The organism is Carboxydocella sporoproducens DSM 16521 (genome assembly GCF_900167165.1).
Taxonomy (GTDB): domain Bacteria; phylum Bacillota.
In genome coordinates this window covers 15438-38352 of the sequence record NZ_FUXM01000008.1, presented here as the reverse complement: position 1 = coordinate 38352, position 22915 = coordinate 15438, and the positions used below count along the sequence as shown (strand labels likewise).

The window sequence follows — 22915 nt, the reverse complement described above, 5'->3', positions numbered from 1 at the left end:
TTTTGGTTTGAATGGTTTCTCAGTGGGGACAAAAAACGAAGGTGAACGGTCAGAAGAACAATTGGCGGGCAAAGGCCAATTTTTGGTTATTCACCGCCAAACCCATTCGATTTTCTAAAATTGATGCTACAATACCTATAAGAAATATCGAACCAGCAGGGGAGAAGGGGAAGGAGGGTTGTACAAACTTTTCCGGTGAGTGATGAGAGGTAAGCAGGGACCAAAATAAAAAAGAACAGGGGGATGGATCGATGGAGAAAACTGAAATTCTGGCACCCAGTCCGGGTAAACACAACCTGGAAAACTATGAAGAGGCCTATAAAAATTTCCGCTGGGAAGATGTTGAAAAGGAATTTTCCTGGTATACTACCGGCAAAGTAAACATGGCCTATGAGTGTGTTGACCGCCACTGTGAGACCTGGCGCAAAAATAAAGTGGCTCTTTACTACAGTGATGGGGTACGGGATGAAAAATACACCTTCCAGGACATGAAATTCATGTCCAATAAGGTTGCCAATGTTCTGAAGAAGCTGGGCATTGAAAAAGGAGATCGGGTCTTTATCTTTATGCCGCGCAGTCCGGAACTATATTTTGCTGTACTGGGCATTCTTAAGATCGGCGCCATTTGCGGTCCGCTGTTTGAAGCCTTTATGATGGACGCAGTACGGGACCGGATGCAGGATTGCGATGCGGTTGCCCTCTTCACTACTCCTAAACTGATGGAACGGGTGGACTTGCCCAATTTGCCAGCATTAAAGCATGTAATCCTGGTTGGTGCCAAAGATGAGGACTTAACCGATCCCCGTTTCCATAGTTTCGAAAAGCTGATGGAAGAGGCTTCCCGGGAATTCGATATTGTCTGGGTAGACCGGGAAGACCCGATGATGATCCACTATACCTCAGGTTCTACCGGCAAGCCCAAAGGGGTATTGCATGTCCATAATGCCATGATTCAGCATTATCAGACAGCCAAGTGGGTACTGGACCTGCAGGAAGAGGATATCTACTGGTGTACCGCTGACCCTGGCTGGGTAACCGGTACTTCCTACGGGATTTTTGGGCCCTGGCTCAATGGCGCTTCCAGTGTGATTCGGGGTGGCCGGTTCAGTCCTGATGACTGGTATGCGACTATCGAAAAATATGGGGTAACTGTCTGGTACAGTGCTCCTACCGCTTTCCGGATGTTGATGGCAGCGGGTGATGAACTGGTCAAGAAATATGACCTGTCCAGTCTGCGTCACATTCTTTCCGTCGGTGAACCTCTTAACCCCGAAGTAGTTCGCTGGGGGATGAAGGTCTTCGGTATCCGCATCCATGATACCTGGTGGATGACTGAAACTGGCGGTCAATTGATCTGTAACTATCCTTGCATGCCCATCAAGCCCGGTTCTATGGGCAGACCTTTCCCGGGAGTCTATGCGGCGATTGTAGATGATCAGGGGAATGAATTGCCTCCCTATCGAATGGGTAACCTGGCCATTCGTAAAGGCTGGCCTTCCATGATGCGGGCCATCTGGAAGAATGAAGAGAAATACAAGGAGTATTTCCGCCTGGAGCCCTGGTATATTTCCGGCGACTCCGCCTACAAAGACGAAGATGGCTATTTCTGGTTCCAGGGCCGGGTTGATGATGTCATCAACACCTCCGGTGAACGGGTTGGTCCTTTTGAGGTTGAGAGCAAACTGGTAGAACATCCGGCTGTGGCAGAAGCAGGGGTTATCGGTAAACCCGATCCGCTGCGGGGTGAAATCATCAAGGCCTTCATCTCTTTACGGGAAGGCTATACCTGGACACCGGAATTGGAAGAAGATATTAAGCAATTTGTTAAAAAAGGTCTGGCAGCTCATGCTGCGCCCAGAGAAATTGAAGTACGGGATAAACTGCCAAAGACCCGTTCCGGTAAAATCATGCGGCGGGTACTGAAAGCCTGGGAACTGGGCCTGCCCACCGGTGACCTTTCTACAATGGAGGATTAAAAGGCTGATAACCCTCTTGCCCCTTTTTGTCTCCCTCCCCGGAGACTATCTTGGGGCAAGGGGGTTATTTTTCTGGTGTGACCGGGTTCACAGAAAAGATGGGAAGTTTTAGTTAAAATATAAAAAAGTGCTGTGAGGTGGTTGAAATGGCCGGGTTGGTAGATGCTTTGAAAAGTGATCATGCTGTGATTCTGGCGACCCTGAACAAAATTAAGGAAGTGGGCATATCCAGTAAAGAAGGACGGGATAAGCTTCTGGAAGTCAAAAACCTGCTACTGCACCATCTACAGAGAGAAGACAGGGAACTTTATCCCCATCTACGGCGAGCAGCAGAGGTTGATATCTCTTTGCGCCAGACTCTGGAGTTATTCGCCAAAGACATGGATGAGATTTCGCGGCTGGCTATGGAGTTTTTTCAGAAATACGCCCAGGGTGGGGCCGGGATCGAATTTGCGCGGGATTTTGGCCGTTTATATGCGACTTTGGGAGAAAGAATCAGGCGGGAAGAAAACATAATCTATGTTCGCTTTCAGCAATTAGAGAAAAAATAAGGGGGCAAGTGCCCTCTTATTTTTTACTGAATTTGTACTAAAAATAACTTTTGAAATTATCAAAAAATTTGCTTCTTTCAGCAGGAATTGTGATAAAGTTGTCGAATATGTTAATGGCAAAGTGGTCAGGCCAATAGTCCATCAAACAAGATGACAGGTCTGAAAGCCTGACAATAAGCGATTTTTAAGCCGGGGGTGAAATGAAGGGGGAAAAAGACAAACTAGTTATAATGAAAACGCTGGCACAAAATTGGAAAGGAGAGGTAAAAAATTATGACCTGGAAAATGGTGATTGATCCTTTAAACAACATCGGCCTCTCTGCATTGATGGCAGCTGTGCCCATTCTCTATATGTTCTGGGCTCTGGCTGTCAAGCGGATGAAGGGGCATATCGCCGGGGTCACAACAGTTATTCTGGCGGTACTGGTAGCGATTTTCGGTTACGGCATGCCTGCTAAACTGGCCCTTCTCTCAACGGGCTATGGTATGCTTTATGGTCTGTTCCCCATTGCCTGGATAGTTGTTACTGCTGTTTATCTCTACAACATTACTGTTAAAACCGGTCAATTTGAAATCATTAAAAACTCCATCGCCTCCATTACCGATGACCGGCGTTTACAGGCCTTATTGATTGCTTTTTCCTTTGGTGCCTTCCTGGAAGGGGCAGCTGGTTTCGGTACACCGGTGGCTATCTCCGGTGCGATGCTGGTCGGTCTGGGCTTTAACCCCCTCTATGCTGCCGGGATTTGTTTGATCGCCAATACTGCACCAGTAGCCTTTGGCGGTGTGGGTATTCCTATAATCGTAGCTGGACAGGTAACCGGGATTGATGCGATGGCGATTAGCCAGATGGTAGGCAGGACTTTGCCGTTCCTGTCTGTGATGGTACCTTTTTACCTGATTATACTGATGGCTGGATGGAAGAAGATGGTGGAAGTCTGGCCGGCGGTGCTGGTCAGCGGAGCTTCCTTTGCCATAGCCCAGTGGTATTCTGCTAACTACCTGAGCCCGATGTTGCCGGATATTATCGCATCTCTGGTATCCATTGTCGCTCTGGCTGCTTTTCTCAAAGTCTGGAAGCCGCCCACAACCTGGCGCTTTGCTGATGAAGCCCCCAGCCTGGGGAAAGAAAAATTGCAGTATAGTGCCGGGCAGGTTTTGAAAGCCTGGGCTCCCTTTATCATTCTGACCATCTTCATCACAGCCTGGGGCTTGAAGCCGGTTAAAGATGCTCTGGATTATTTCGGTCTGGTCAAGTTTGAAATTCCTGGCCTGCATAATATGATCATCAAAGGCGAAAAACCTATGGAAGCGATCTTTAAGCTCAATTATCTGAGTGCAGCAGGTACGGCTATCCTGATTTCGGCTTTTGTTTCCATCATTATGCTGGGCATGCCTATTTCCGAAGGGATCAAAACCTTCTTTGAAACCCTGAAGACTCTGCGTTATCCTATTTTGACCATAGCTTCCGTTCTGGGCTTTGCCTATATTGCCAACTTCTCTGGTATGTCCATTACCATGGGTACAGCTTTAGCAGCAACCGGTAAATTCTTCCCCTTCTTTGCACCTTTCCTGGGCTGGCTGGGTGTATTCATTACCGGTTCCGATACCTCGGCCAATGCTCTGTTTGGCAAACTGCAAGCAGTTACGGCCGATAAAATCGGCGTTGACCCGGTGGTCACAGTGGCCGCCAATACTTCGGGTGGGGTTACCGGTAAGATGATTTCTCCCCAGTCCATCGCAGTTGCTACTGCTGCCGTTGGTCTGGTTGGACATGAAGCCGATCTCTTCCGCTTTACGGTTAAACATTCCTTGATTTTTGCCACCATTATCGGTGTTTTTGTAACCTTGCAGGCATATGTACTGACCTGGATGATTCCCAAGTATAAAATGGTAGAAGCAGCGGCTGCTGCAGCTGCTCAAAAAGTATTCCCGACTCTGGGTGCGACTTACCTGGGGTATACAGTGGCACTGGTTGCTCTCGTTTTTATCCTGGTTCTGGTCATGAACCGGAAAAAGACAGCGTAAGTTGTGATGGCGGACAGGGAGGAAAAGCTCCCTGTCTCTTCCCTTTAGTGTGGTCAGACCATCAGACCTTAATAACAAGGAGGAGAAAACATGCTGGAGCATAAGATACTGGAGCAATTGCAGGAAATAGTCGGTACCCAGAATGTCCTGACCAAAAAAACTGACCTGATCACTTACAGTTATGATGCTACTGCTGATATGCCCCGCCAGTTACCTGATGTGGTGGTCTTGCCGGCAACTACGGAGGAAGTAAAGCGGATAGTAGAACTGGCCCGGTCGAACCAGCTGGCTATCTATCCCCGGGGAGCCGGGACAAACCTGAGTGGTGGCACCATTCCCTTGAAAAGGGGGATAGTTCTTTCCTTCCAGCGGATGAATGCTATTCTGGAAGTGGATGCCGATAACTTAACGGCCACCGTTCAGCCGGGGGTCATTATCCAGGATCTGAACAATGCGGTGGCTAAATTTGGTCTGATTTATCCCCCCGATCCCGGGACAGTGGCTACTGCCACCATGGGCGGCTCGGTTTCCGAGTGTTCCGGCGGATTACGTGGCTTAAAGTACGGGGTGACCAAACACTATGTCATGGGTATGGAAGTAGTACTGGCCAGTGGTGAAGTGGTACGATTTGGTGGGAAAACAGTGAAAAATGTGACTGCCTATGATTTTGCCTCTCTGTTTGTAGGTTCAGAGGGTACTCTGGGCATTATAACTGAAATTACGGTAAAATTGATTCCGGCGCCCAAATATCGTCGTTCCCTGTTAGCCCTCTTTGATCGTCTGGAGGACGCCGGTAACACCGTTTCCGGGATTATTAGAAATCATGTGATTCCGGCAACCCTGGAAATTATGGATAAAAAGACGATTGAAACTGTAGAAAATTACGCTAAAGTCGGTTTGCCAACCGATGTAGAGGCGTTATTACTGATAGAAGTAGATGGGATGGTACCGGAATTGGTAGAAGCAGAAGCTCAGGTGGTTCTGCGGGTAATCCAGGAGAATAATGGTAAGGTGCGGATGGCTGCCACTGACCAGGAACGGGAACAACTGTGGGCAGCCCGGCGGGCAGCATTGCCAGCTCTAGCCCAGCTCAGTCCGACTACAGTGCTGGAAGATGCAACTGTTCCCCGGACGCGAATTACCGACATGCTGCTGGCAATTCAAAAAATTGCCGAAAAGTACCGGCTGAATATCGGTACTTTTGGACATGCCGGTGATGGCAATTTGCATCCCACCATTCTGGCGGATGCCAGCAATCAAGAGGAGATGATCAGAGTCCATCAGGCGGTGGACGAGATTTTTGCTGCTGCCCTCAGCATGGGCGGAACTTTATCGGGAGAGCACGGGATCGGTATAGCCAAAATGAAGTACCTGAAGGATGAACTGGGTCAGCCAGGGTTGGCCTTAATGCGTCGGGTAAAAGAGGCCCTTGATCCTGATTATCTGCTCAACCCCGGCAAAATGGTCCCATTGAAAGGGGAGTAACTGCCATGGCTACACTTTACGATGATTTGCAACAGGTTAAACCGGAACTGGCCAAATGCATGAAATGCGGTAATTGTATGGCAGTCTGTCCTATATATATCACCGAGAAAACGGAAGCCGGGGTAGCCCGGGGGAAAATCACCCTGGCGGAGGCTTTGCTGGCAGGAGATTTGGACCTGCAGGATGAAGATTTAATCCACAAACTGTTTAACTGTCTGGTTTGTAAATCCTGTATGCAGAATTGTCCCTGTGGTGTAAAGTTTGACCGCATTATCCTGGCCTTGCGGGCAGAGATCGCCCGGCAGAAGGGGTTACACCCGCTGAAAAAAGCCATTTTTGCAGCCTTGAAAAAACAGGGTTTATTTGATCTGGGTATGCGTCTGGGCGGCAGTTTTCAGGGCCTGGTTTTCCGCCGCCATCCGGAAAAGAAAGCCTACTATCCCCGTTTTCGCATGGGTTTAAGTATGAAGCGAATCTTGCCTGCCCTGGCTCCAGTTCCTTTCCGCAGCCAGGTTCCTTCTCGCATAACCGGGGAACCAAAAGGAGAAAGGCCAGTACGGGTTGCTTTCTTTACGGGGTGTTCGATAAATTATATTTACCCCCAGATCGGTCATGATGTTATAGAAGTACTGAAAGAAAACGGGGTGGAAATAGTAATACCCCGGGATCAGTGCTGTTGCGGGATTGCTGCTTTTGTCCACGGAGATATCGAAACTGCCCGGGAGCTGGCCCGCAAGAATCTGGAAGCTTTTGCCGATTGTGGTACTGATTATATTATTACTGCCTGTGGCTCCTGCGGGGGTTCCTGGCAGCATGAATTCAAGGAATTGCTGGGGGATGACCCCATATATGGACCTAAAGCCGAATACTGGAGCAGCCGCACATATGATATTTCTACCTTTCTAACCAGAGTTATCAACTACCGCAAACCTCAGGGAGAAATAAATGTAACAGTAACCTATCACGACCCCTGTCATTTGAAAAAGACCATGAAGGTTTATCAGGAACCGAGGGAAATCCTGCGGGCGATTCCTGGGGTGGAACTGAAGGAGATGAACAAGCCCGATGCCTGTTGTGGTAGTGGCGGTTCTTTTAGCTTAACCCATTATGAAACTTCTATGGAAATTAACCAGCGCAAAATTGCGGATGCCAGTCAGACCGGGGCGGAAGAAGTGATTACCGGCTGCCCGGCCTGTATGATGCATCTTGCCGATGGTATCAATCAGTTTGGCAAGGGTCAGGAGGTAGTCCACTATATTTCGCTCCTGGCTGAGTCCTACCGGAAGGAAAAAGGAGGAAATAGCTGTGTGGGAAGCTTTTAAGACCCGGGCTGAAGCTGTGGGGGCAGAAGTTTATCGTTTTGCCAGTCAGACAGAAGCTCTGGATTTCATTTTAACTTTCCTGGTACAGGAGGGGGTGGCAAACAGACCTGGGGCTTATGCGTTCTGGGCAGATTCGCCCCTGATTCAGGGAATGGACTTAAGTGCTCTTGAGGAAAAAATTCCTGGCCTGAAATTCGCCTGCACTAAGGAACTGGCCGCCCAGGCGCGGATTGGTATCAGTCAAATGGACTGGGGTCTGGCGGACACTGGTACTCTGGTACAGGTTGCTACTCAGGTGGAGCAAAGACTGGTTTCCACTCTGCCGGAAATTCACCTGGCTATTCTGGGGACCCGGCAGATTCTGCCGGACATGGGCACTCTCCTGCCCCGGGTTAAGCCTACTGAAGCCAGCTACCTGGCGTTTATTACCGGTCCCAGTCGTACCGCTGATATCGAGCGGGTACTGACCATCGGGGTGCATGGACCTGGACGACTGGTGATAGTGCTGGTGGACGATCTGGGAGGTGGCAACTAATGACCGAGCAATTTAAACAGTCGATTGAACAGGCCCTGCACAATCCCAATCTGACCGGAGCGCTGGGTCGGTTTTCCGAGGCCTATGTCATCAGCCGGGCCAAAGCCTATGAAGGGATTGATTTTGAAGGTTTGCGCAGTCGTATAGCCGAAATCAAGGGAGGAGCGGCTGAACGGCTGGAAGAGCTGGCCCAGCAGTTTCAGCGAGAGGCGGAAGCCAGGGGAGCAAAAGTCTTTCGGACCAGCAGTCCCCAGGCGGTAAAGGAATATATATTAAACCTGGCCCGGGAAAAGGGAGTCAAACTGGTGGTCAAATCCAAGTCCATGGCCTCTGAGGAGATTCACCTCAATCCCTATCTGGAACAGGCCGGACTGACAGTGAAGGAGACTGACCTGGGGGAATGGATTATCCAGCTAGCTGGCCAAAAGCCCTCTCATATGGTGATGCCAGCAATTCACATGACCAAAGAAGAAGTGGCGGATTTGTTCAGCAAAGAAGTTCAGGAACGCCTTACCAGTGATATTCCGCGCCTGGTCAAGGTGGCCCGCCAGGAACTGCGCCAGTATTTTCTGGCAGCGGATATGGGCATTTCCGGGGCCAATATAGCAGTAGCGGAAACGGGCACCCTGGTGCTGGTGACCAATGAAGGGAATGCCCGGCTGGTCACTACTTTGCCCCGCATCCATGTGGCCATAGTAGGGCTGGAAAAACTGGTTCCCTCTTTTACCGATATAGCTCCGATTCTGCAGGCGCTGCCCCGCAGTGCTACCGGGCAATTGCTGACCAGCTATGTTTCCATGATCACCGGGTCCACCCCCAATCCCGACGGGTCGGGAAAAGAACTGCACATCATCCTCATGGATAATCGCCGCTCGGAAATGGCCCGGGATCCCAAATTCAAGGAAGCTCTGCAGTGTATCCGCTGCGCTTCCTGTCTCAATGTTTGTCCTGTTTACCGGCTGGTAGGGGGCCACGTTTTCGGGCATGTTTATGCTGGTGGCATTGGCACCATCTTGACAGCCTGGTTTGATGAGCTGAAGAAATCGGAAGAAATTCAGGGCCTTTGTATCATGTGTGGACGCTGCCGGGAAGTCTGTCCGGGCAAAATCGATATCCCGGAATTGATTGTGGAAATCCGGCGGCGGCTGGTCAAGGAAGAGGGGCAATCCCTGACTCAGAAGGCCATCTTTTCCGGGGTATTAAGCAATCGCCGCCTCTTTCATTCCCTGTTGCGGGCAGCATCCCTGGCGCAAAAACCCTTTGCCAGGGGAGGTTTTATCCGGCATTTACCTCTGTTTTTCTCCGGGCTGGCTGAGTTTCGCAGTTTACCCACCATTGCTGAAACGCCGTTGCGAGACCGGGTGAAGCAGATTAAACAAACCCCTGCTAGGGAAAAAGCAGTTTTTTATGCTGGCTGCCTGATTGATTTCGCCTATCCGCAGATGGGAGAAGCGGTCATCAAGGTATTGAACAAAGCAGGAATAGAAGTAGTTTTTCCGGAAGGGCAGACCTGCTGCGGAGCGCCGGCCCGCTACAACGGGGCTTTCGAAGTAGCGGCCCAGAATGCAGTGGATAACCTGAAAGCCCTGCTGTCAACCGAGGCAAGTTATGTGGTTTCCGCCTGTCCTACCTGTACCGCGGCCTTAAAACATGAATTCATCAGCACCCTGGAAACCCAGGGGCGGCAGGAATGGTTGTCCCGGGCCAGAGAACTGGCAGCTAAAACGGTGGATTTCTCAAGTCTGGTGAAAAAATTGGTGGATGAAGGACGGCTGACTCTGCTGGAAGGCGAGACACTGGAAAAGGTGACATACCACGACTCCTGCCATTTAAAACGAACCCTGAAGGTATGGCAGCAACCACGGGAACTGTTGCAAAAAGCTGGATACCAGCTGGCGGAAATGTTCGAAGCCGATATGTGCTGCGGTATGGGGGGGTCTTATTCCCTTAAATTCCCGGAAATCTCTGCCCCCATTCTGCAAAGGAAATTGCAGAATATCAAGAACACCGGCGCTACCACCGTGGCCATGGATTGTCCTGGCTGTGTGATGCAGATTGCCGGCGGTTTCGATAAACAAGGGGAAGGGATTCGGGTCAAGCATACAGCTGAACTTCTTGCGGAAAAATTAAAATAAAAAATCCCCTGCGTCTGAAGGAACTTGCCCCGCTTGTGTAGAAAATATTTTAATATTCTGTTCTTGCAGGGGGTAAAGTTATGGAATTTCGGCCTATAAAGCCCAAAAAAATATATGAGGAAATTGTCGAACAGATCAGGGATTTGATGGCGGAAGGCGATTTGAAACCGGGAGATAAACTCCTGTCCGAACGGGAATTAGCGGAAAAACTGCAAGTCAGCCGGGCTTCGGTGAGGGAAGCCCTCAGAGCCCTGGAAATGATGGGTTTTGTGGAAATACGCACCGGTGAGGGCACCTTTGTGCGGGAAGCCTGTAGTGACGCCATCATCCAGCCCCTGGCCATGTTTCTCTCCATCGAGCGGGGCAATTTCTTTGAAATTTATGAAGTGCGGAAAATATTCGAAACGGCGGCAGCGCGTTTGGCTGCGGAACGGGCTACACCGGAGGAAATCCAGAAGATAGAAGAAGCGCTGAAACAGATGGAAGATAATGTGGCAGATTTCGAGAAAGGGGAAGTTAGTGATACCGCCTTTCATTATGCCATTGCCGAAGCCACCCATAACGGTTGGCTGGTGCGATTGATGCGTACCATTTCCGACTCCTTTCACAGTGCAATAGTAGCGGCCCGCAAGCAGTTGTTCCTGACTCCGGGAAACGGGGAAAAGCTAATGGAACAGCACCGCCGCATTTATGATGCCATCCGGAACAAACAGCCCCAGGCGGCGGAGCGGGCCATGCTGGATCATCTCCTCTTTGCTGAGGCGGAACTGGCCAAAAAGATCAAAGAATAATTGCTAGACTGGAGGGGAAGAAAAATGGACTTGGCAGCTATCAGAAAAAACGCCAGGGAAAAATTACAGGGCTATTGCCGGGTTTGTCCGGTTTGTGATGGGCGGGCCTGTGCCGGTGAAGTACCAGGGATGGGAGGTCTGGGCACTGGTAGTGCTTTTCGAGCCAATCTGGCGGCCCTGGCAGCCTATCGCTTCAACATGCGGACTATTCATGAAGTTAAAGAGCCAGATACTACCCTGGAGCTATGGGGAGAAAAACTGGCCCTACCAGTACTGGCAGCACCCATGACCGGCACTCCTTATAATATGGGTGGCCAGTTAACCGAGGAAGAATTTATCGAGTATATTATTGCCGGGTCGTTGCAAGCCGGTACGCTGGGCATGAGCGGGGATGGAGCTGACCCGACCATGTATGACAGCGGCCTGAAAGCCATTGCCAGACACCAGGGCAAAGGTATTGCCATTATCAAACCGCGGGCCCAGGAGGAGATCATCAAGCGCATCCGCCAGGCAGAGGCAGCCGGGGCGCTGGCTGTTGGTGTGGATATAGATGGCGCTGGCCTGATCACCATGGCCCTCAAAGGGCAACCGGTAGGCCCCAAAACCCTGGCGGAAATCAAAGAGCTGGTACAGGCTACAACATTGCCCTTCATTCTCAAGGGCATCATGACTCCGGAAGAGGCAGAACTGGCTGTGGAGGCAGGAGCTAAAGCCATAGTAGTTTCCAATCATGGTGGAAGGGTACTGGATTTCACACCGGGAGCTGCCGAAGTATTGCCGGAAATCGCCAGCCGGGTCAAGGGCAAAGTGCTGATTTTTGCCGATGGAGGAGTACGCAGCGGGGCCGATGTCCTGAAACTGCTGGCCCTGGGGGCAGATGCCGTTCTGGTAGGCCGTCCTCTGGTAGTGGGAGCTTTTGGGGGCGGTCAGGAAGGAGTTGCCTTCCTGCTCAACAAAATGAAAGGCGAACTGGTTCAGACTATGCTTTTGACCGGAACTGCCTCGGTTAAAAATGTAAAGCGGGAAATCCTGTTCTAAAAAACAAGACCGGAAGCGCAGAGGGCGTTTCCGGTCTTGTTTTTTAGACAAAAAAGTAAATACAAGTTATATAATTTGCATAAATTATACAGAAGCATTTTCAGTTATCTGACGGTAGGCGGTTTCCCTGAACTTGCCTTGTCGAAAGACGATTATTATGCCCAGAGGATGCTACGGGAAGATGTAGTGGATAAGGTATTAAAGCGAGACATTCCGTCGCTATTTAACATCCGTAATGCGGCAGTTCTGGAGAAAGTGTTCCTATACCTGTGTTTTAACTCATCTCAAATTATTAATATTACGACGATGAGTAAGGCGAAATAGTTGCTGCCATTGTCGTAACCAAAAGGCCGAAGGATTTCGGCGTGATGCCTCATCCTACCAGAATACCCATTATGCGAATCCCAGCCCACGTTTTTTTGTATTTATTAGGGCATGCTGAAAAGACTCGTATGAGTTGACAGTGGGTAGTTGCGGTTAAAATAAAACACAAAAGGAACAAGGAGGACTGACAATGAAAAAGGGTTTACCCCTCTTTTTAGCGCTAATTCTATTTACTGGCCTTGCCTTTTTTTATCTCTACCGTGATGCGGGATTACCGCGAGGGGCAGAAAACCTGCTGCAGCAACCTCAGCGAAAAGTGGGATTGAGACCGGAAAATCCGGCACCTCAGCTGCCCCTGCCGCCTCATCCCCTGGGGAGAGCAGGTACCGCGGGGAAGGCTCCGGCCACTCCGGCTGATGGGGCTCAGGCTGCTGCCGCCTGGGAACAATTCCTGGCAAAAAAACCGGGGATAGAACAACCGGTGGTAGTTATCTGGCATAACCGGATCTATATCGCTGTTCCTGAACTGACGCCGGAAAGCGAGCAGAAAATCAGGCAGATAGTCAAGGAACAGGAACCCGGCTGGCAAGAGGTGATCATAACCAGTAGCCCGGAAAACCGGGCCAGATTGCAAAAAATAGCTGCTGCCATTCGTCAGGGACGGATGGCAGCGGACTTTGCCAGTGAATTAAGTCAGATCAAATCCTGAACTTATTGACCTGGTGGTGGGGTGGGGAGTTTGCTCAGTAACTCAGTGGACTGGACTAGATATTTTTTACCCACTTTAGTTATACGAAACTTAAGGTAGACTTGACCGGTGCCTGCTGGTCCAATGGGGAAAAAGAGACTGTGGGTTACCACCAGCCGCTCATAGGAATCTCCTTCCAGTAAAGCCGCTTCAAAATCAGCGCGATTGAAGCGGATTGTTCCTACTTTATACTGGCGCGCTATTTTTTGCAGGGCAGCCGGATAACTAACCTCCAGCCAGCGGCGGTTGGCGGGACTGCTCATTTTTTTGGCTTTATCCAGCTGGTTTTTGGCGATCGCCCGTGCGTAGGCATCAGCAGTACCCATAATATCCAGGGGCAAGTCTTCTACTGGCGTGGGCAGCTGGGCCAGAGGTGGTGGTTCGGCTGGTTTGGGCTTGCGCTGGGGGGTACAGGCAAAAAGTACAGGCATCAGCAATACAATTAAGATAATAAAACGAATTTGGCGCATAGGACTAACCTCCTTGTCCGGATTTACACTATTAGTATGTCCAAAAATTAAAATCGCTTTTGACATTTTCAGCGAAAAAATGTTATAATATAGCTGTTGATACCCGGAGGGGGTAACGGTATGGAGAAAGAAATCATTCAGCGTTATACCAGAGAAGCAACAGCTTGCTCCAATCTGAGCTGTGGTTCCAATCTGGAGCTGGCTGATTTACAACCAGGTGAGTGGGTACTGGACCTTGGTTGCGGTCGTGGTGCTGATGTGCTGCGGGCTGTAGACCTGGTCAGGCCAGGAGGCAAAGCGGTTGGTCTGGATTTGACTCCAGCCATGCTGGAACAGGCGCGAGCAGCTGCCCGCCAGGAGGAGAAAGCAGAGGAATGTGAATTTATTCAAGGTGACCTGACCCGGCTGCCTTTTCCGGAGGCAACTTTTGACTGTGTGCTCAGCAACTGTGTGATTAACCATGTCCACGATAAATTTCGGGCCTACCGGGAAATCGCCCGGGTTCTGAAGCCGGGAGGCAGAATGGTAATCAGTGATGCTGTCTCGCTGGTACCACTGCCGGAGGAAGTAAAACAGGATCCACAGGCCTGGGCCGATTGCTGGGGAGGAGCCATTACGGAAGAGGAATATCTGGCAGCCATTGAGGCGGCTGGTTTCCAGCAAATAGTTATCCTCAAACGGCGAGAATACCTGAAGAACGGGTATCCTTTTGCTAGTTTGACCCTGCGTGCCAGTAAAGGCAGGGAAGGGAGGTGACATTATGCGTCCTGTAACCAAAAAACAGGAGAAAAAGTGCTGCAGCGGAGCCCTGAACCTGGCTCAGTGCTGTTCCAAACAATCCAAAGTGGTGGCTGGTTGCCACGACTAATCCAGTTTAAGGCAGGAGCCGGCAGTGACAGCTAAGCTGTCCTGTCGGCTGCTTGCCGTCAAGGAGGGCAAGCATGTACTGGAGTAAATATAACCTGATTTTGCCTTTGTTCGAGGGCAAGGAATATGCCCTGGTCAATGCGCTCATGGGGCTGGTGGATTTTGCTACAGCGGAGGAAGGAGCGCAGCTGGAAGCCGCGGCAGCTGGTCGCTGGGAAGAGGTAGGACCGGAATTATTGAGTTATCTGCAGGACAGAGGTTATATCCTGCCTGATGCCACCAGTGAAAGCCTGTTGCTGGCTGATAAATATGGGGAATTTCAGCAGGAATTAGCCACTTCTCCCACCCATATTTTGTTAGTGCCTACCTATGCCTGTAACCTGGCCTGTACCTACTGTTTTCAGCAGGGCATGAAAGAGGGAGAATTAGTCACTAAAGAAGTTGTGGATGCTTTTTTTCAACATATCAGCAGTAAATTTGGCCAGGAACAACCAAGGCCTTTTATTACTCTCTTTGGCGGTGAGCCGCTGATTGCCAGCCCCCGACAACTGGAAATTATTGATTATATTGCTCGTCAGGCAAAGACTAATGATTTCGAACTGGCTGCCGTAACCAATGGGTACGACCTGGAGCAGTTTGTTCCATTATTCCAGGCCAGTGGGGTAAGGATCAAAGAAATCCAGGTGACTATCGATGGGCCCCAGGAAGTTCACGATGCCCGTCGGGGTACAGCTGATGGTCGGGGTACTTTTGCTGAAATAATGAGAGGAATTAGGGCAGCGGTAGCGGCTGGTTTCCCCATCAATTTCCGGGTAGTAGTAGACAAAGAAAATTTACCTTCCCTCTTGCCCCTGGTGCGTTATCTGGAGGAACAGGGCTGGTTGGATTTGTCTCCTGGCCAGTTTAAAACTCAGCTGGGAAGAAATTATGAACTTTATGATTGCTACGCCAGGCCCCAGCATTTGTTCAACCGCCTGGAAATGTGGGCTGCTTATGCCGCTCTGACTAAAAAAGAACCCCTCTTGCAAAAATTCCATCAGCCGGATTTCAAAGGCATCCGTTACCTGATAGAAAACGGAGAAATGCTGGTACCGGCTTTTGATACCTGTCCTGCAGCCAAAAAAGAATGGGTTTTTGATCTGCACGGCTATATTTATGGTTGTACCGCCACTGCCGGTCGGGCGGAGCATCGGCTGGGCATTTTCTGGCCGGAAGTGATATATGACCAGGAAGCCGTCAGACTCTGGCAAACACGGAATGTGCTGACAATCCCAGAGTGTCGGGATTGTGCCGTAGCCCATGTTTGCGGCGGGGGATGCGGGGCGGTAGCCTGGAGTCGAACTGGCAAGGTTCAGGCACCGGACTGCAGACCGATTAAAGAACTTTATACCCTTGGTTTAGAATATTACCGGGATAAACTGGGGTAAACTAAGTCCGGAGGTGAGACCTGTGCCACAGGTAGTGCTGACGGAAGCGGAACGGGGTATTCTGGTGCAGGCGGCCCGCTATTGTTTGCAAAAATGCCGGGGTGGTGGGCCAGCTGCAGGTTGTGAAGATTGCAGTTTATTAGAGCGGGCATTAGGAAAACTGGAACAGGCCACCTGATCAGGTGGCTTTAATTTTTTTGAAGCAAAAATTTTGTTGACAGTAAGCTGAGCGGAATGGTAGAATAAGGCCAGGGAAATACCTATACGGGGTATAAGGAGGAAGAAAAATGAGTGAATTTGTAAAAGAGATCAGTGCAGCTGAATTTGAGTCTGAGGTATTGCACAGTGAACTGCCGGTAGCAGTTGATTTTTATTCCACAGATTGTCCGCCCTGTGCATATCTGGCTCCCAGTTATGAACGGATCGCTGAACAATATGGTTCTATGATGAAATTTGTGAAAATCTATCGCCAGGGCAACCGGGAACTGGCCAATCAGCTGGGAGTGAAAGGCAGCCCGACTGTATTGTTTTTCAAGAACGGGGAAGAAGCAGGCAAGCGATTGACGGGATATATCTCAAAACCTCAATTGCGCCTGGCTGTGGAAGAAATCACCGGGCCCCGTGTCAGGGAAGGTGGTTTGGCCAAGGTAGAGTGTGATGTTCTGATCCTGGGCGGTGGTCCTGCTGGACTTTCAGCGTCCATATATGCCGGCCGGGCCAAACTGCACACTGTGCTGGTTGACGAAGGATTGCCAGGTGGCCAGGCGGCTACCACTTTCCACATTGCCAACTATCCCGGTACTCCTGGCACGGTGCGGGGTAGCGAATTGATGCAAAACATGGTCAACCAGGCCAAATCCTTTGGAGTGGAAATTCATGACCTCAAGGAGATTTTCCAGGTGGATCTGACTGGAGAAAGAAAATATGTGCGTACAGAAGATACCGAGTATTACGCCAAGACAGTGATTATCGCTACCGGGGCGGAACCGCGAAAACTGCCGGCTGAAGGGGAAGAAGAATTCAGAGGCCGGGGTGTTCACTACTGTGCTACCTGTGATGGGGCTATGTATCAGGATGCGGATAATGTAATTGTTGTCGGAGGTGGAAACTCAGCAGTAGAAGAAGCGGTATTTCTGACCCGCTTTGCCAAACAGGTTACTATTGTGCACCAGTTTGATCACTTCCAGGCTTCCAAAATTGCTCAGGAGGAGGCCCTTAACCACCCGCAGATTAAAGTGGTGTGGGATTCAGAAGTACGGAAAGTTAACGGAGAAGGACACCTCACTTCAGTTACAGTGGAAAATGTAAAAACTGGAGAGCTTACTGATATTCCTGCCAATGGGGTATTCGTCTATATTGGCACCCAGCCCCGGACCCACTGGTTTAAAGGCCAGGTAGAAATGAATGAATGGGGTTATATTCAAGCCAATGAAGATATGGAGACCAATCTGCCTGGAGTTTTTGCTGCCGGGGATGTACGGGTGAAAAAATTCCGCCAGGTGATTACAGCTGCTGCTGATGGAGCTATTGCCGGTATCATGGCGGAGAAATACCTGATGGAAAAAGCCAGAGGTTAAGAAAGATAGCTGCAGTGCTTAACTGCAGCTTTTTTATTGACGCCAACCAGAAACAGTAGTAAACTAGTTACGTAATATATATAAAGTTGGCGAAAAGGGTGGGAGAGAGGATGCAGATTAATGGCAACAAAATTCGGGAATTACGGGAAGCCCGCGGCTATAACCTGGTGGATTTTGCTGCAAAAGCCGGGTTATCCCCTTCCTATTTGAGCGAAATAGAACGGGGAGCGAAAAAGCCTTCACTGAAAACCCTGGGGCGTATTGCCAGTGCCTTGAATGTACCCCGTGAGGAGATAGTAGACATTTCCCAGGATGATGAAGGCCTGACTTTTGGGGACCGGGTAAGGCTGGCCCGTAAGAATAAGGGCTGGACGGTAACAGAACTGGCGCTAAAGGTGGGGTTATCTCCGGCCTATATCAGCGAGGTTGAAAAGGATAAAGTAATACCGGCAGTGAGTACCATGCGGCGTCTGGCCCAGGTGCTGGAAGTGAGTGTACCTACACTTCTCAATGAAAATGCCGCTTTAGGTCTGAAAGTGCGCATGCTGCGGGAAGAACAGGGCTTGACCCAGGCGGCTCTGGCTGGTGCGGCAGGGATTTCTGCTGGGATGATCGCCCAGATTGAACAGGGAAAAGTCCAGCCCTCTTTCCGCACCATTGAGCGAATTGCCCAGGTACTGGGGGTATCGCCCTGTTATTTTGTCATGGATAATGAGAAACCGGAGGAAATTATCACAACCTTCAGCCCGCAATTGCGAGAACTGTTACAGGAAGAAAATGTGCAGGCTATCCTGCGCCAGATCTGTCATATGACAGAAAAAGAAATCCGTTTTATTCTTAATTTCATTCAGCTCTATCGGAAATCACGGTTGGATGAATGAATTTTCTTATTGACAGCGAAAAACTTGTAGAATATAATTTGATTAGAATATACCCTATCAGGGTAGGGTGGAGGGAGAAGATGTCTTCGACAAAAAGGGCCTTTCTTGATCCTGCTATTTGTAAAAACTGTCAGAGCTGCCCTCCCGCGGAACAATGCCCGGCCTATGCTATTGTAAGGGAAGATGAAGACGATTTTCGTTTTGTCGATCCCATGTGTGTAGGCTGTGGCAAATGTATTACCAATTGCCCTTATCAGGCTATCCGGTTGGTGTAAAGGGGGAAGCACTATGCTGGAATGCAGTGATTGTGCCGCCATCCTGGGTGATTACCTGCGGCCCAAATTTTATGGTTCTGAAAAAGGAAAACCTGCAGGCCGCGAATGTGAAAGAAATTATTGCCCAAACTGTGGCGGTATTAATTATGCGCTGGATTGTACTTTTTATCACAATTGCATCTATTCAGTATGGAAATGCCTTTAAGCCGGATGATGGCATGATGCCTGGTATGATCAAATTTGCCCTGAAAGGGGCGGATTCTGGCGGAAAAAACAGAAAGCCTGGGCGGCAATGTAAACCGTCTGGCTACGCTGTTTCTGCGATCCGGCTCTTGTATTGAAGCGGTACAATCTGCTATAATATACCCTAAGGGGGTAGGCGAGTGCTTGCACCCGCCTTTATTCACAATGGAGGGTGAGCGGTATGAAAAATAAAGAGATTCCGGAACTGGTAGTCCGACGACTCAATCTCTATGCCCGCTGTCTGGGCTATCTGGAGGAAATGGGGGTATTAACTGTTTCATCTAAGGAACTAGGGGATCGCCTGGGCATTGCTGATACGCTGGTGCGGAAAGATTTGTCCTATCTGGGGGAATTCGGTCATCGAGGGGTAGGTTACTATGTCAGCCAGTTGCGCCATTCCATCCGCAAAATGATGGGGGCGGACAAACCCCGAGCATTAGTAATCGTTGGCGCTGGCAACCTGGGGCTAGGAATTGGCAAATATCACCAGCATTTTCTGGATAATCACCGGGTGGTGGCATATTTTGATACTGATCCGGAGAAAATCGGTCAATCGGTAGAGGGAATTCCGATCTATCCCATGGAAAAGATGGAGGAGATAGTTGCTGGCATGGGAGTGGAGCTGGCGGTACTGGCGGTTCCCAAGGATCAGGCCCAGCGGGCGGCTGAAAAACTGGTACTGGCCGGGGTGAGGGGGATTTTGAACTTTGCTCCTATTGCCCTGCAATTGCCGCCTACAGTGAGGGTTGCCTATGCCGATTTGACCCTGGAACTGCAAAACCTGGCCTATTTTCTTGAAAAAGAAGCTAATAGCACTAGCCCGGCCGGCTTTGTCATCAGTCGTCGGCGTAAGGAGGGGTAGATTTGGAAAAATTTTTGGAACTGATTCCGGGCATCTTGCTGGTTCTCTTTATTTTATGGATGCTCCCCAAGAGCGGTACTGGCGGCGGTTGAGCGGGGGGCGCCTGTGAGGTTCCCTGGTCCAGGGAACAGGATGAAAAAAAGAGGAGGAAATAACCTGTGCAAAGAGATGCCTGTTTTGTCTGTGGTCAGCCCTTGATATATAATGACCAGACAGTTGAACAGACCTGTGTTTTCTGTGGGGAAAAGGAAATGAATGCTATAACTTGTCCTAACGGGCACTATCTCTGTAACCGTTGCCATGGCCTGGATGCCCTGGGGGTGATCCGGGAAACAACTCTGAAATCCTCAGAAACAGTGCCTGAAGTCCTGGCGGAATTTTTAATGCAACACCCCACGGTTGCTATGCATGGACCGGAACATCATGCCCTGGTGCCAGCGGTACTGGTAGCGGTAACGGCTAATTTACTGGGCCTGGAGGAAAAGGAGGCCCTGGTGAAAGAGGCTATCAAACGGGGTAGCAGGGTACCAGGTGGACATTGCGGCTACTTTGGCGCTTGTGGAGCCGGGGTCGGTGTGGGCATTGCTGTCTCCGTGCTGACAGGAGCGACACCGTTGAAAAGGGAAGAGTGGTCCTGGGCGAACCGGGCAACTGCTATGGCTTTAGAGAAAATGGCGGATACCGGCGGCCCCCGTTGTTGCAAACGCTGTACCATGCTGGCCCTGGCAGCCGGGAGGGAAGCCATTGCCCGCTTTTTGCAGGTGGAACTGCCCGCGGCTGCTGACTGGAAATGTCGTTATTTTTCCCGCAATCGCCAGTGTCTGGGACGGCAATGTCCCTTTTGGGGGGATAAATGATGACGAAAGTTCAACGTTATTTATTGCTGGTGGTCGCCATTATGGCTGCCACTTTATTTTTCTTCGGTTTGCGCCAATTTGCACAAACTGAGGAACATATTCGGTCTATTTATTTGGAACGGGGAGCCGGAGTGGCCTGGCAAGTGGAAAACCGCTTGCGTCAATCCGGCCCAGTTAAACTCGATGAGGTGTTGTTAAGTATTGTTGGCCAGCGGGAAATAGCCGGATTGGTCGTATATAACCGGGAGTTAAAGGCGCTGGCACGAGCAGGCAGTATTGACCCCAGGCCATTAAAGTTAGAGAAATTGCCCCATGTGGAACCAGGTGAACAGGGGCTTGTGGTCTGGGTTCCGGTTCACTTGCCCGGGATTGACGGCGAGGGGGAAGGAAACAGTGGCGAACACAGACCGCGGGTAAAAGGGTTGCAGATTGTGTTTGAACCTATTACAGCCCAAAGCCTGCGCAGGGCGTCCTACTGGCAGCTAATTGCCAGCCTGGGGATTAGTCTGGGGTTTGTGTTGATGTCCTGGAATTTGTTGCAAAAAGAAAAAGAGGATATAAAAAAAGAAAAACTGGCTGAAATTGGTTTGCTCATGGCGGGCATTGCCCATGAAGTGCGAAATCCCGTGGCTGCGGTCAAAGGATTGGGACAACTGCTGTTAATGGATGAGTCTGATCCGGAAAAAAGGGAATATTTACAGAGCATTGTTGAAGAAAGCGGGCGTCTTGAGGAGTTTGCCGCTATTTTACTGACCTATACCAGGAGCGGAATTTTGCCGGTTGAGCCTATTTATATAAAGGAAATATTCGAGGAACTGGCATGGAAGTACGGGCCGGAACGCCTGATTGTGGAAATGGACAAGCAAGAGGCCAGGGTATTAGCAAACGGCGAAGCCTTGCGTCATGTCCTGTTAAATCTGCTGCAGAACGCCTGGCAGGTCATGGGAAGAAAAGAGGAAGCGCTGGTGGTAAAATTTAGAGAAGAAAAAGACTGGTTGTGGGTAGACATTTTTGACCGCGGACCGGGTTTCGGCGAAAAAGTACTGCAAATGGAAGGACTAATGGAATCGGACAAACCCGGCGGATACGGGCTGGGCCTTGCTTTATCCCGTAAAATAACCGAGCTGATGGGTGGCGAATTGATCCTGGCCAATTATAATGGCGGGGGTCGGGTTACACTCAAGCTGAGGAGGTGGGAGGATGAAAAAGATACTGGTTATTGATGATGAGAAATCCGTACGTTTGATGCTTGGTGGGATGTTAAAAAAGCTTGGCTTTGAAACGGAAGCAGCAGAAAATGCAGAAAGAGCCTTTGCACTCTGGCGGCAACAACATTTTGATGCTGTTTTTTGCGACTTGCGTTTGCCGGATAAAAACGGTATTGAGGTGGTGCGGGAGTTACGAGCTCAGGGTTTTGACGGTGCACTTCTGGTAATTACGGCCTATGGTACAATTGAAACTGCCGTTCAGGCTATTCAGGCAGGAGCTGATGACTTTCTGACCAAACCACTGTCTGGTCCAGAGCAGTTACAGACCGTATTAAATAAAGCATTGGAACGCCGTAAACTGTTGCGTCGGGTGCAAGCGGAAAAATACCGGGATGGGGTTCCGGAGTTTATAGGAGTGGACCCTTTGAGCAGGAATCTTTTAGAGAAAATCAAGGTAGTTGCCCAGGTGGACACAACCGTTCTGTTGACTGGCGAAACGGGAACAGGCAAAGAAGTAGTGGCCCGCCTCTTACATGCATTCAGTCAACGCAGGGATGAACCCTTTCTGGCGGTCAACTGCGCGGCGTTGACGGAAAGTTTACTGGAAAGCCAGCTATTTGGGCATGAAAAAGGGGCTTTTACCGGTGCCCAGCAGAGTTATCCCGGTTTATTGCGTCTGGCTGATGGTGGAACCCTGTTTTTGGATGAAATCGGAGAATTGCCTTTATCGTTGCAGGCCAAACTGCTTCGGGTTTTGCAGGAACGGGTTGTAATGCCGGTAGGAGGAGTGAAGGAAATCAGGATTGATGTGCGCCTGGTGGCGGCCACTAACCGGGATCTTGCGCAAGAAGTAGCCGCTGGACGTTTTCGGGCCGACTTGTATTATCGTTTGAATGTGGTTCAGCTCACCATACCACCATTAAGGGAGCGGAAAGGGGATATTCTGCCTCTGTTGCAGCATTTTTGTGCCAGGCAGGCGGCCAAACTGGGCAAGCCGAAGCCGGAATTTGATGAGGAATTAGAGGCCAGGGCGCTGGCATATTCCTGGCCGGGGAATGTGCGGGAATTAGCGAATGTGGCTGAACGATCCATGTTGTTTTGGGACGGGCGTCAGGAAACCTTTGATCTTGATTTGCCGGTCCTGCCTGAAACTGGTGAAAGTGAAGTAAATCTTTACCGGTTAGAACGTAAGGCCATAGAACGGGCACTGGTCCTGGCCGGGGGTAACAGGAAAAAGGCAGCGGCTTTATTAGGGATCAGCCTCAGGACTTTATACTATAAAATGCAAAATTATTGCATTAAATAGTGCAATTTT

At 50.1% G+C, this 22915-nt stretch carries 22 protein-coding genes; 21 read left to right on the top strand and 1 reads right to left on the bottom strand.

Translation table 11 applies throughout. The features are described 5' to 3' along the window. Positions 1–251 precede the first annotated feature (251 nt). The 10 genes from acsA (at position 252) to B5D20_RS04860 (ending at position 12894) form a co-directional block, all read left to right on the top strand. Entirely contained in the window at positions 252–1976 is a 1725-nt protein-coding gene (acsA, locus tag B5D20_RS04910) for an acetate--CoA ligase (protein ID WP_078665116.1), read from the top strand. 146 nt (positions 1977–2122) lie between these two features. Next, on the top strand, positions 2123–2527 hold the full coding sequence (locus B5D20_RS04905) for a hemerythrin domain-containing protein (protein WP_078665115.1): 405 nt from the start codon (positions 2123–2125) through the stop codon (positions 2525–2527). Between the two features lie 273 nt (positions 2528–2800). After that, positions 2801–4555 carry an L-lactate permease gene (locus B5D20_RS04900; RefSeq protein WP_078665114.1) on the top strand — a complete coding sequence of 585 codons (1755 nt, stop codon included), beginning with the start codon at positions 2801–2803 and terminating at the stop codon, positions 4553–4555. A gap of 90 nt (positions 4556–4645) precedes the next feature. Next, entirely contained in the window at positions 4646–6040 is a 1395-nt protein-coding gene (locus tag B5D20_RS04895; protein WP_078665113.1) for an FAD-binding oxidoreductase, read from the top strand. 5 nt (positions 6041–6045) lie between these two features. Beyond that, positions 6046–7362, top strand: a complete 1317-nt coding sequence (locus B5D20_RS04890; RefSeq protein WP_078665112.1) for a (Fe-S)-binding protein — start codon at positions 6046–6048, stop codon at positions 7360–7362. Further along, complete coding sequence (locus B5D20_RS04885; RefSeq protein WP_078665111.1) at positions 7346–7897, top strand: LutC/YkgG family protein; 552 nt, start codon at positions 7346–7348, stop codon at positions 7895–7897. Before B5D20_RS04890 ends, B5D20_RS04885 begins: the two co-directional genes overlap by 17 nt. Beyond that, the gene (ldhH, locus tag B5D20_RS04880) at positions 7897–10032 is read left to right on the top strand and encodes an L-lactate dehydrogenase (quinone) large subunit LdhH (protein ID WP_078665110.1); all 2136 of its coding nucleotides are present in this window, start codon (positions 7897–7899) and stop codon (positions 10030–10032) included. Before B5D20_RS04885 ends, ldhH begins: the two co-directional genes overlap by 1 nt. 80 nt (positions 10033–10112) lie before the next feature. Then, positions 10113–10823 carry a FadR/GntR family transcriptional regulator gene (locus B5D20_RS04875; protein WP_078665109.1) on the top strand — a complete coding sequence of 237 codons (711 nt, stop codon included), beginning with the start codon at positions 10113–10115 and terminating at the stop codon, positions 10821–10823. A gap of 24 nt (positions 10824–10847) precedes the next feature. After that, entirely contained in the window at positions 10848–11861 is a 1014-nt protein-coding gene (locus B5D20_RS04870; protein WP_078665108.1) for an alpha-hydroxy-acid oxidizing protein, read from the top strand. Between the two features lie 514 nt (positions 11862–12375). Next, entirely contained in the window at positions 12376–12894 is a 519-nt protein-coding gene (locus tag B5D20_RS04860; protein ID WP_078665107.1) for a YhcN/YlaJ family sporulation lipoprotein, read from the top strand. A 2-nt stretch (positions 12895–12896) separates the two neighbouring features. Here B5D20_RS04860 and B5D20_RS04855 read toward each other — a convergent pair whose 3' ends face one another. Continuing rightward, on the bottom strand, positions 12897–13403 hold the full coding sequence (locus B5D20_RS04855; RefSeq protein WP_078665106.1) for a hypothetical protein: 507 nt from the start codon (positions 13401–13403) through the stop codon (positions 12897–12899). 120 nt (positions 13404–13523) lie between these two features. Here B5D20_RS04855 and B5D20_RS04850 point away from each other — a divergent pair, with 120 nt between their 5' ends. The 11 genes from B5D20_RS04850 to B5D20_RS04805 all read left to right on the top strand — a co-directional run bounded on the left by B5D20_RS04850 (position 13524) and on the right by B5D20_RS04805 (position 22906). Beyond that, entirely contained in the window at positions 13524–14159 is a 636-nt protein-coding gene (locus B5D20_RS04850; protein WP_078665105.1) for a methyltransferase domain-containing protein, read from the top strand. Between the two features lie 185 nt (positions 14160–14344). Next, positions 14345–15697 (top strand): radical SAM/SPASM domain-containing protein, encoded by a 1353-nt coding sequence (locus B5D20_RS04845; RefSeq protein ID WP_078665104.1) that lies wholly within the window; start codon positions 14345–14347, stop codon positions 15695–15697. A gap of 22 nt (positions 15698–15719) precedes the next feature. Then, a complete protein-coding gene (locus B5D20_RS13830; protein WP_159071838.1) occupies positions 15720–15875 on the top strand; it encodes a hypothetical protein in 156 nt (51 codons plus the stop codon). Positions 15876–15984: 109 nt separating this feature from the next. Further along, positions 15985–17274 (top strand): thioredoxin-disulfide reductase, encoded by a 1290-nt coding sequence (gene trxB, locus B5D20_RS04840; RefSeq protein ID WP_078665103.1) that lies wholly within the window; start codon positions 15985–15987, stop codon positions 17272–17274. 110 nt (positions 17275–17384) lie between these two features. After that, positions 17385–18155 carry a helix-turn-helix domain-containing protein gene (locus B5D20_RS04835; RefSeq protein WP_078665102.1) on the top strand — a complete coding sequence of 257 codons (771 nt, stop codon included), beginning with the start codon at positions 17385–17387 and terminating at the stop codon, positions 18153–18155. An 80-nt stretch (positions 18156–18235) separates the two neighbouring features. Next, the gene (locus B5D20_RS04830; RefSeq protein ID WP_159071839.1) at positions 18236–18430 is read left to right on the top strand and encodes a 4Fe-4S dicluster domain-containing protein; all 195 of its coding nucleotides are present in this window, start codon (positions 18236–18238) and stop codon (positions 18428–18430) included. Positions 18431–18537: 107 nt separating this feature from the next. Then, positions 18538–18771 (top strand): hypothetical protein, encoded by a 234-nt coding sequence (locus tag B5D20_RS04825; protein ID WP_143311799.1) that lies wholly within the window; start codon positions 18538–18540, stop codon positions 18769–18771. Positions 18772–18854: 83 nt separating this feature from the next. Then, complete coding sequence (locus tag B5D20_RS04820; protein ID WP_078665099.1) at positions 18855–19535, top strand: redox-sensing transcriptional repressor Rex; 681 nt, start codon at positions 18855–18857, stop codon at positions 19533–19535. A gap of 158 nt (positions 19536–19693) precedes the next feature. Beyond that, positions 19694–20392, top strand: coding sequence for a DUF5714 domain-containing protein (locus tag B5D20_RS04815; RefSeq protein WP_078665098.1), 699 nt, complete (start codon positions 19694–19696; stop codon positions 20390–20392). After that, the gene (locus B5D20_RS04810) at positions 20392–21615 is read left to right on the top strand and encodes a sensor histidine kinase (protein ID WP_159071840.1); all 1224 of its coding nucleotides are present in this window, start codon (positions 20392–20394) and stop codon (positions 21613–21615) included. The genes B5D20_RS04815 and B5D20_RS04810 overlap by 1 nt, the downstream gene beginning before the upstream one ends. Further along, positions 21593–22906: a sigma-54-dependent transcriptional regulator gene (locus tag B5D20_RS04805; RefSeq protein ID WP_078665096.1), complete on the top strand. Its 1314-nt coding sequence runs from the start codon at positions 21593–21595 to the stop codon at positions 22904–22906. The genes B5D20_RS04810 and B5D20_RS04805 overlap by 23 nt, the downstream gene beginning before the upstream one ends. Positions 22907–22915: the final 9 nt, after the last annotated feature.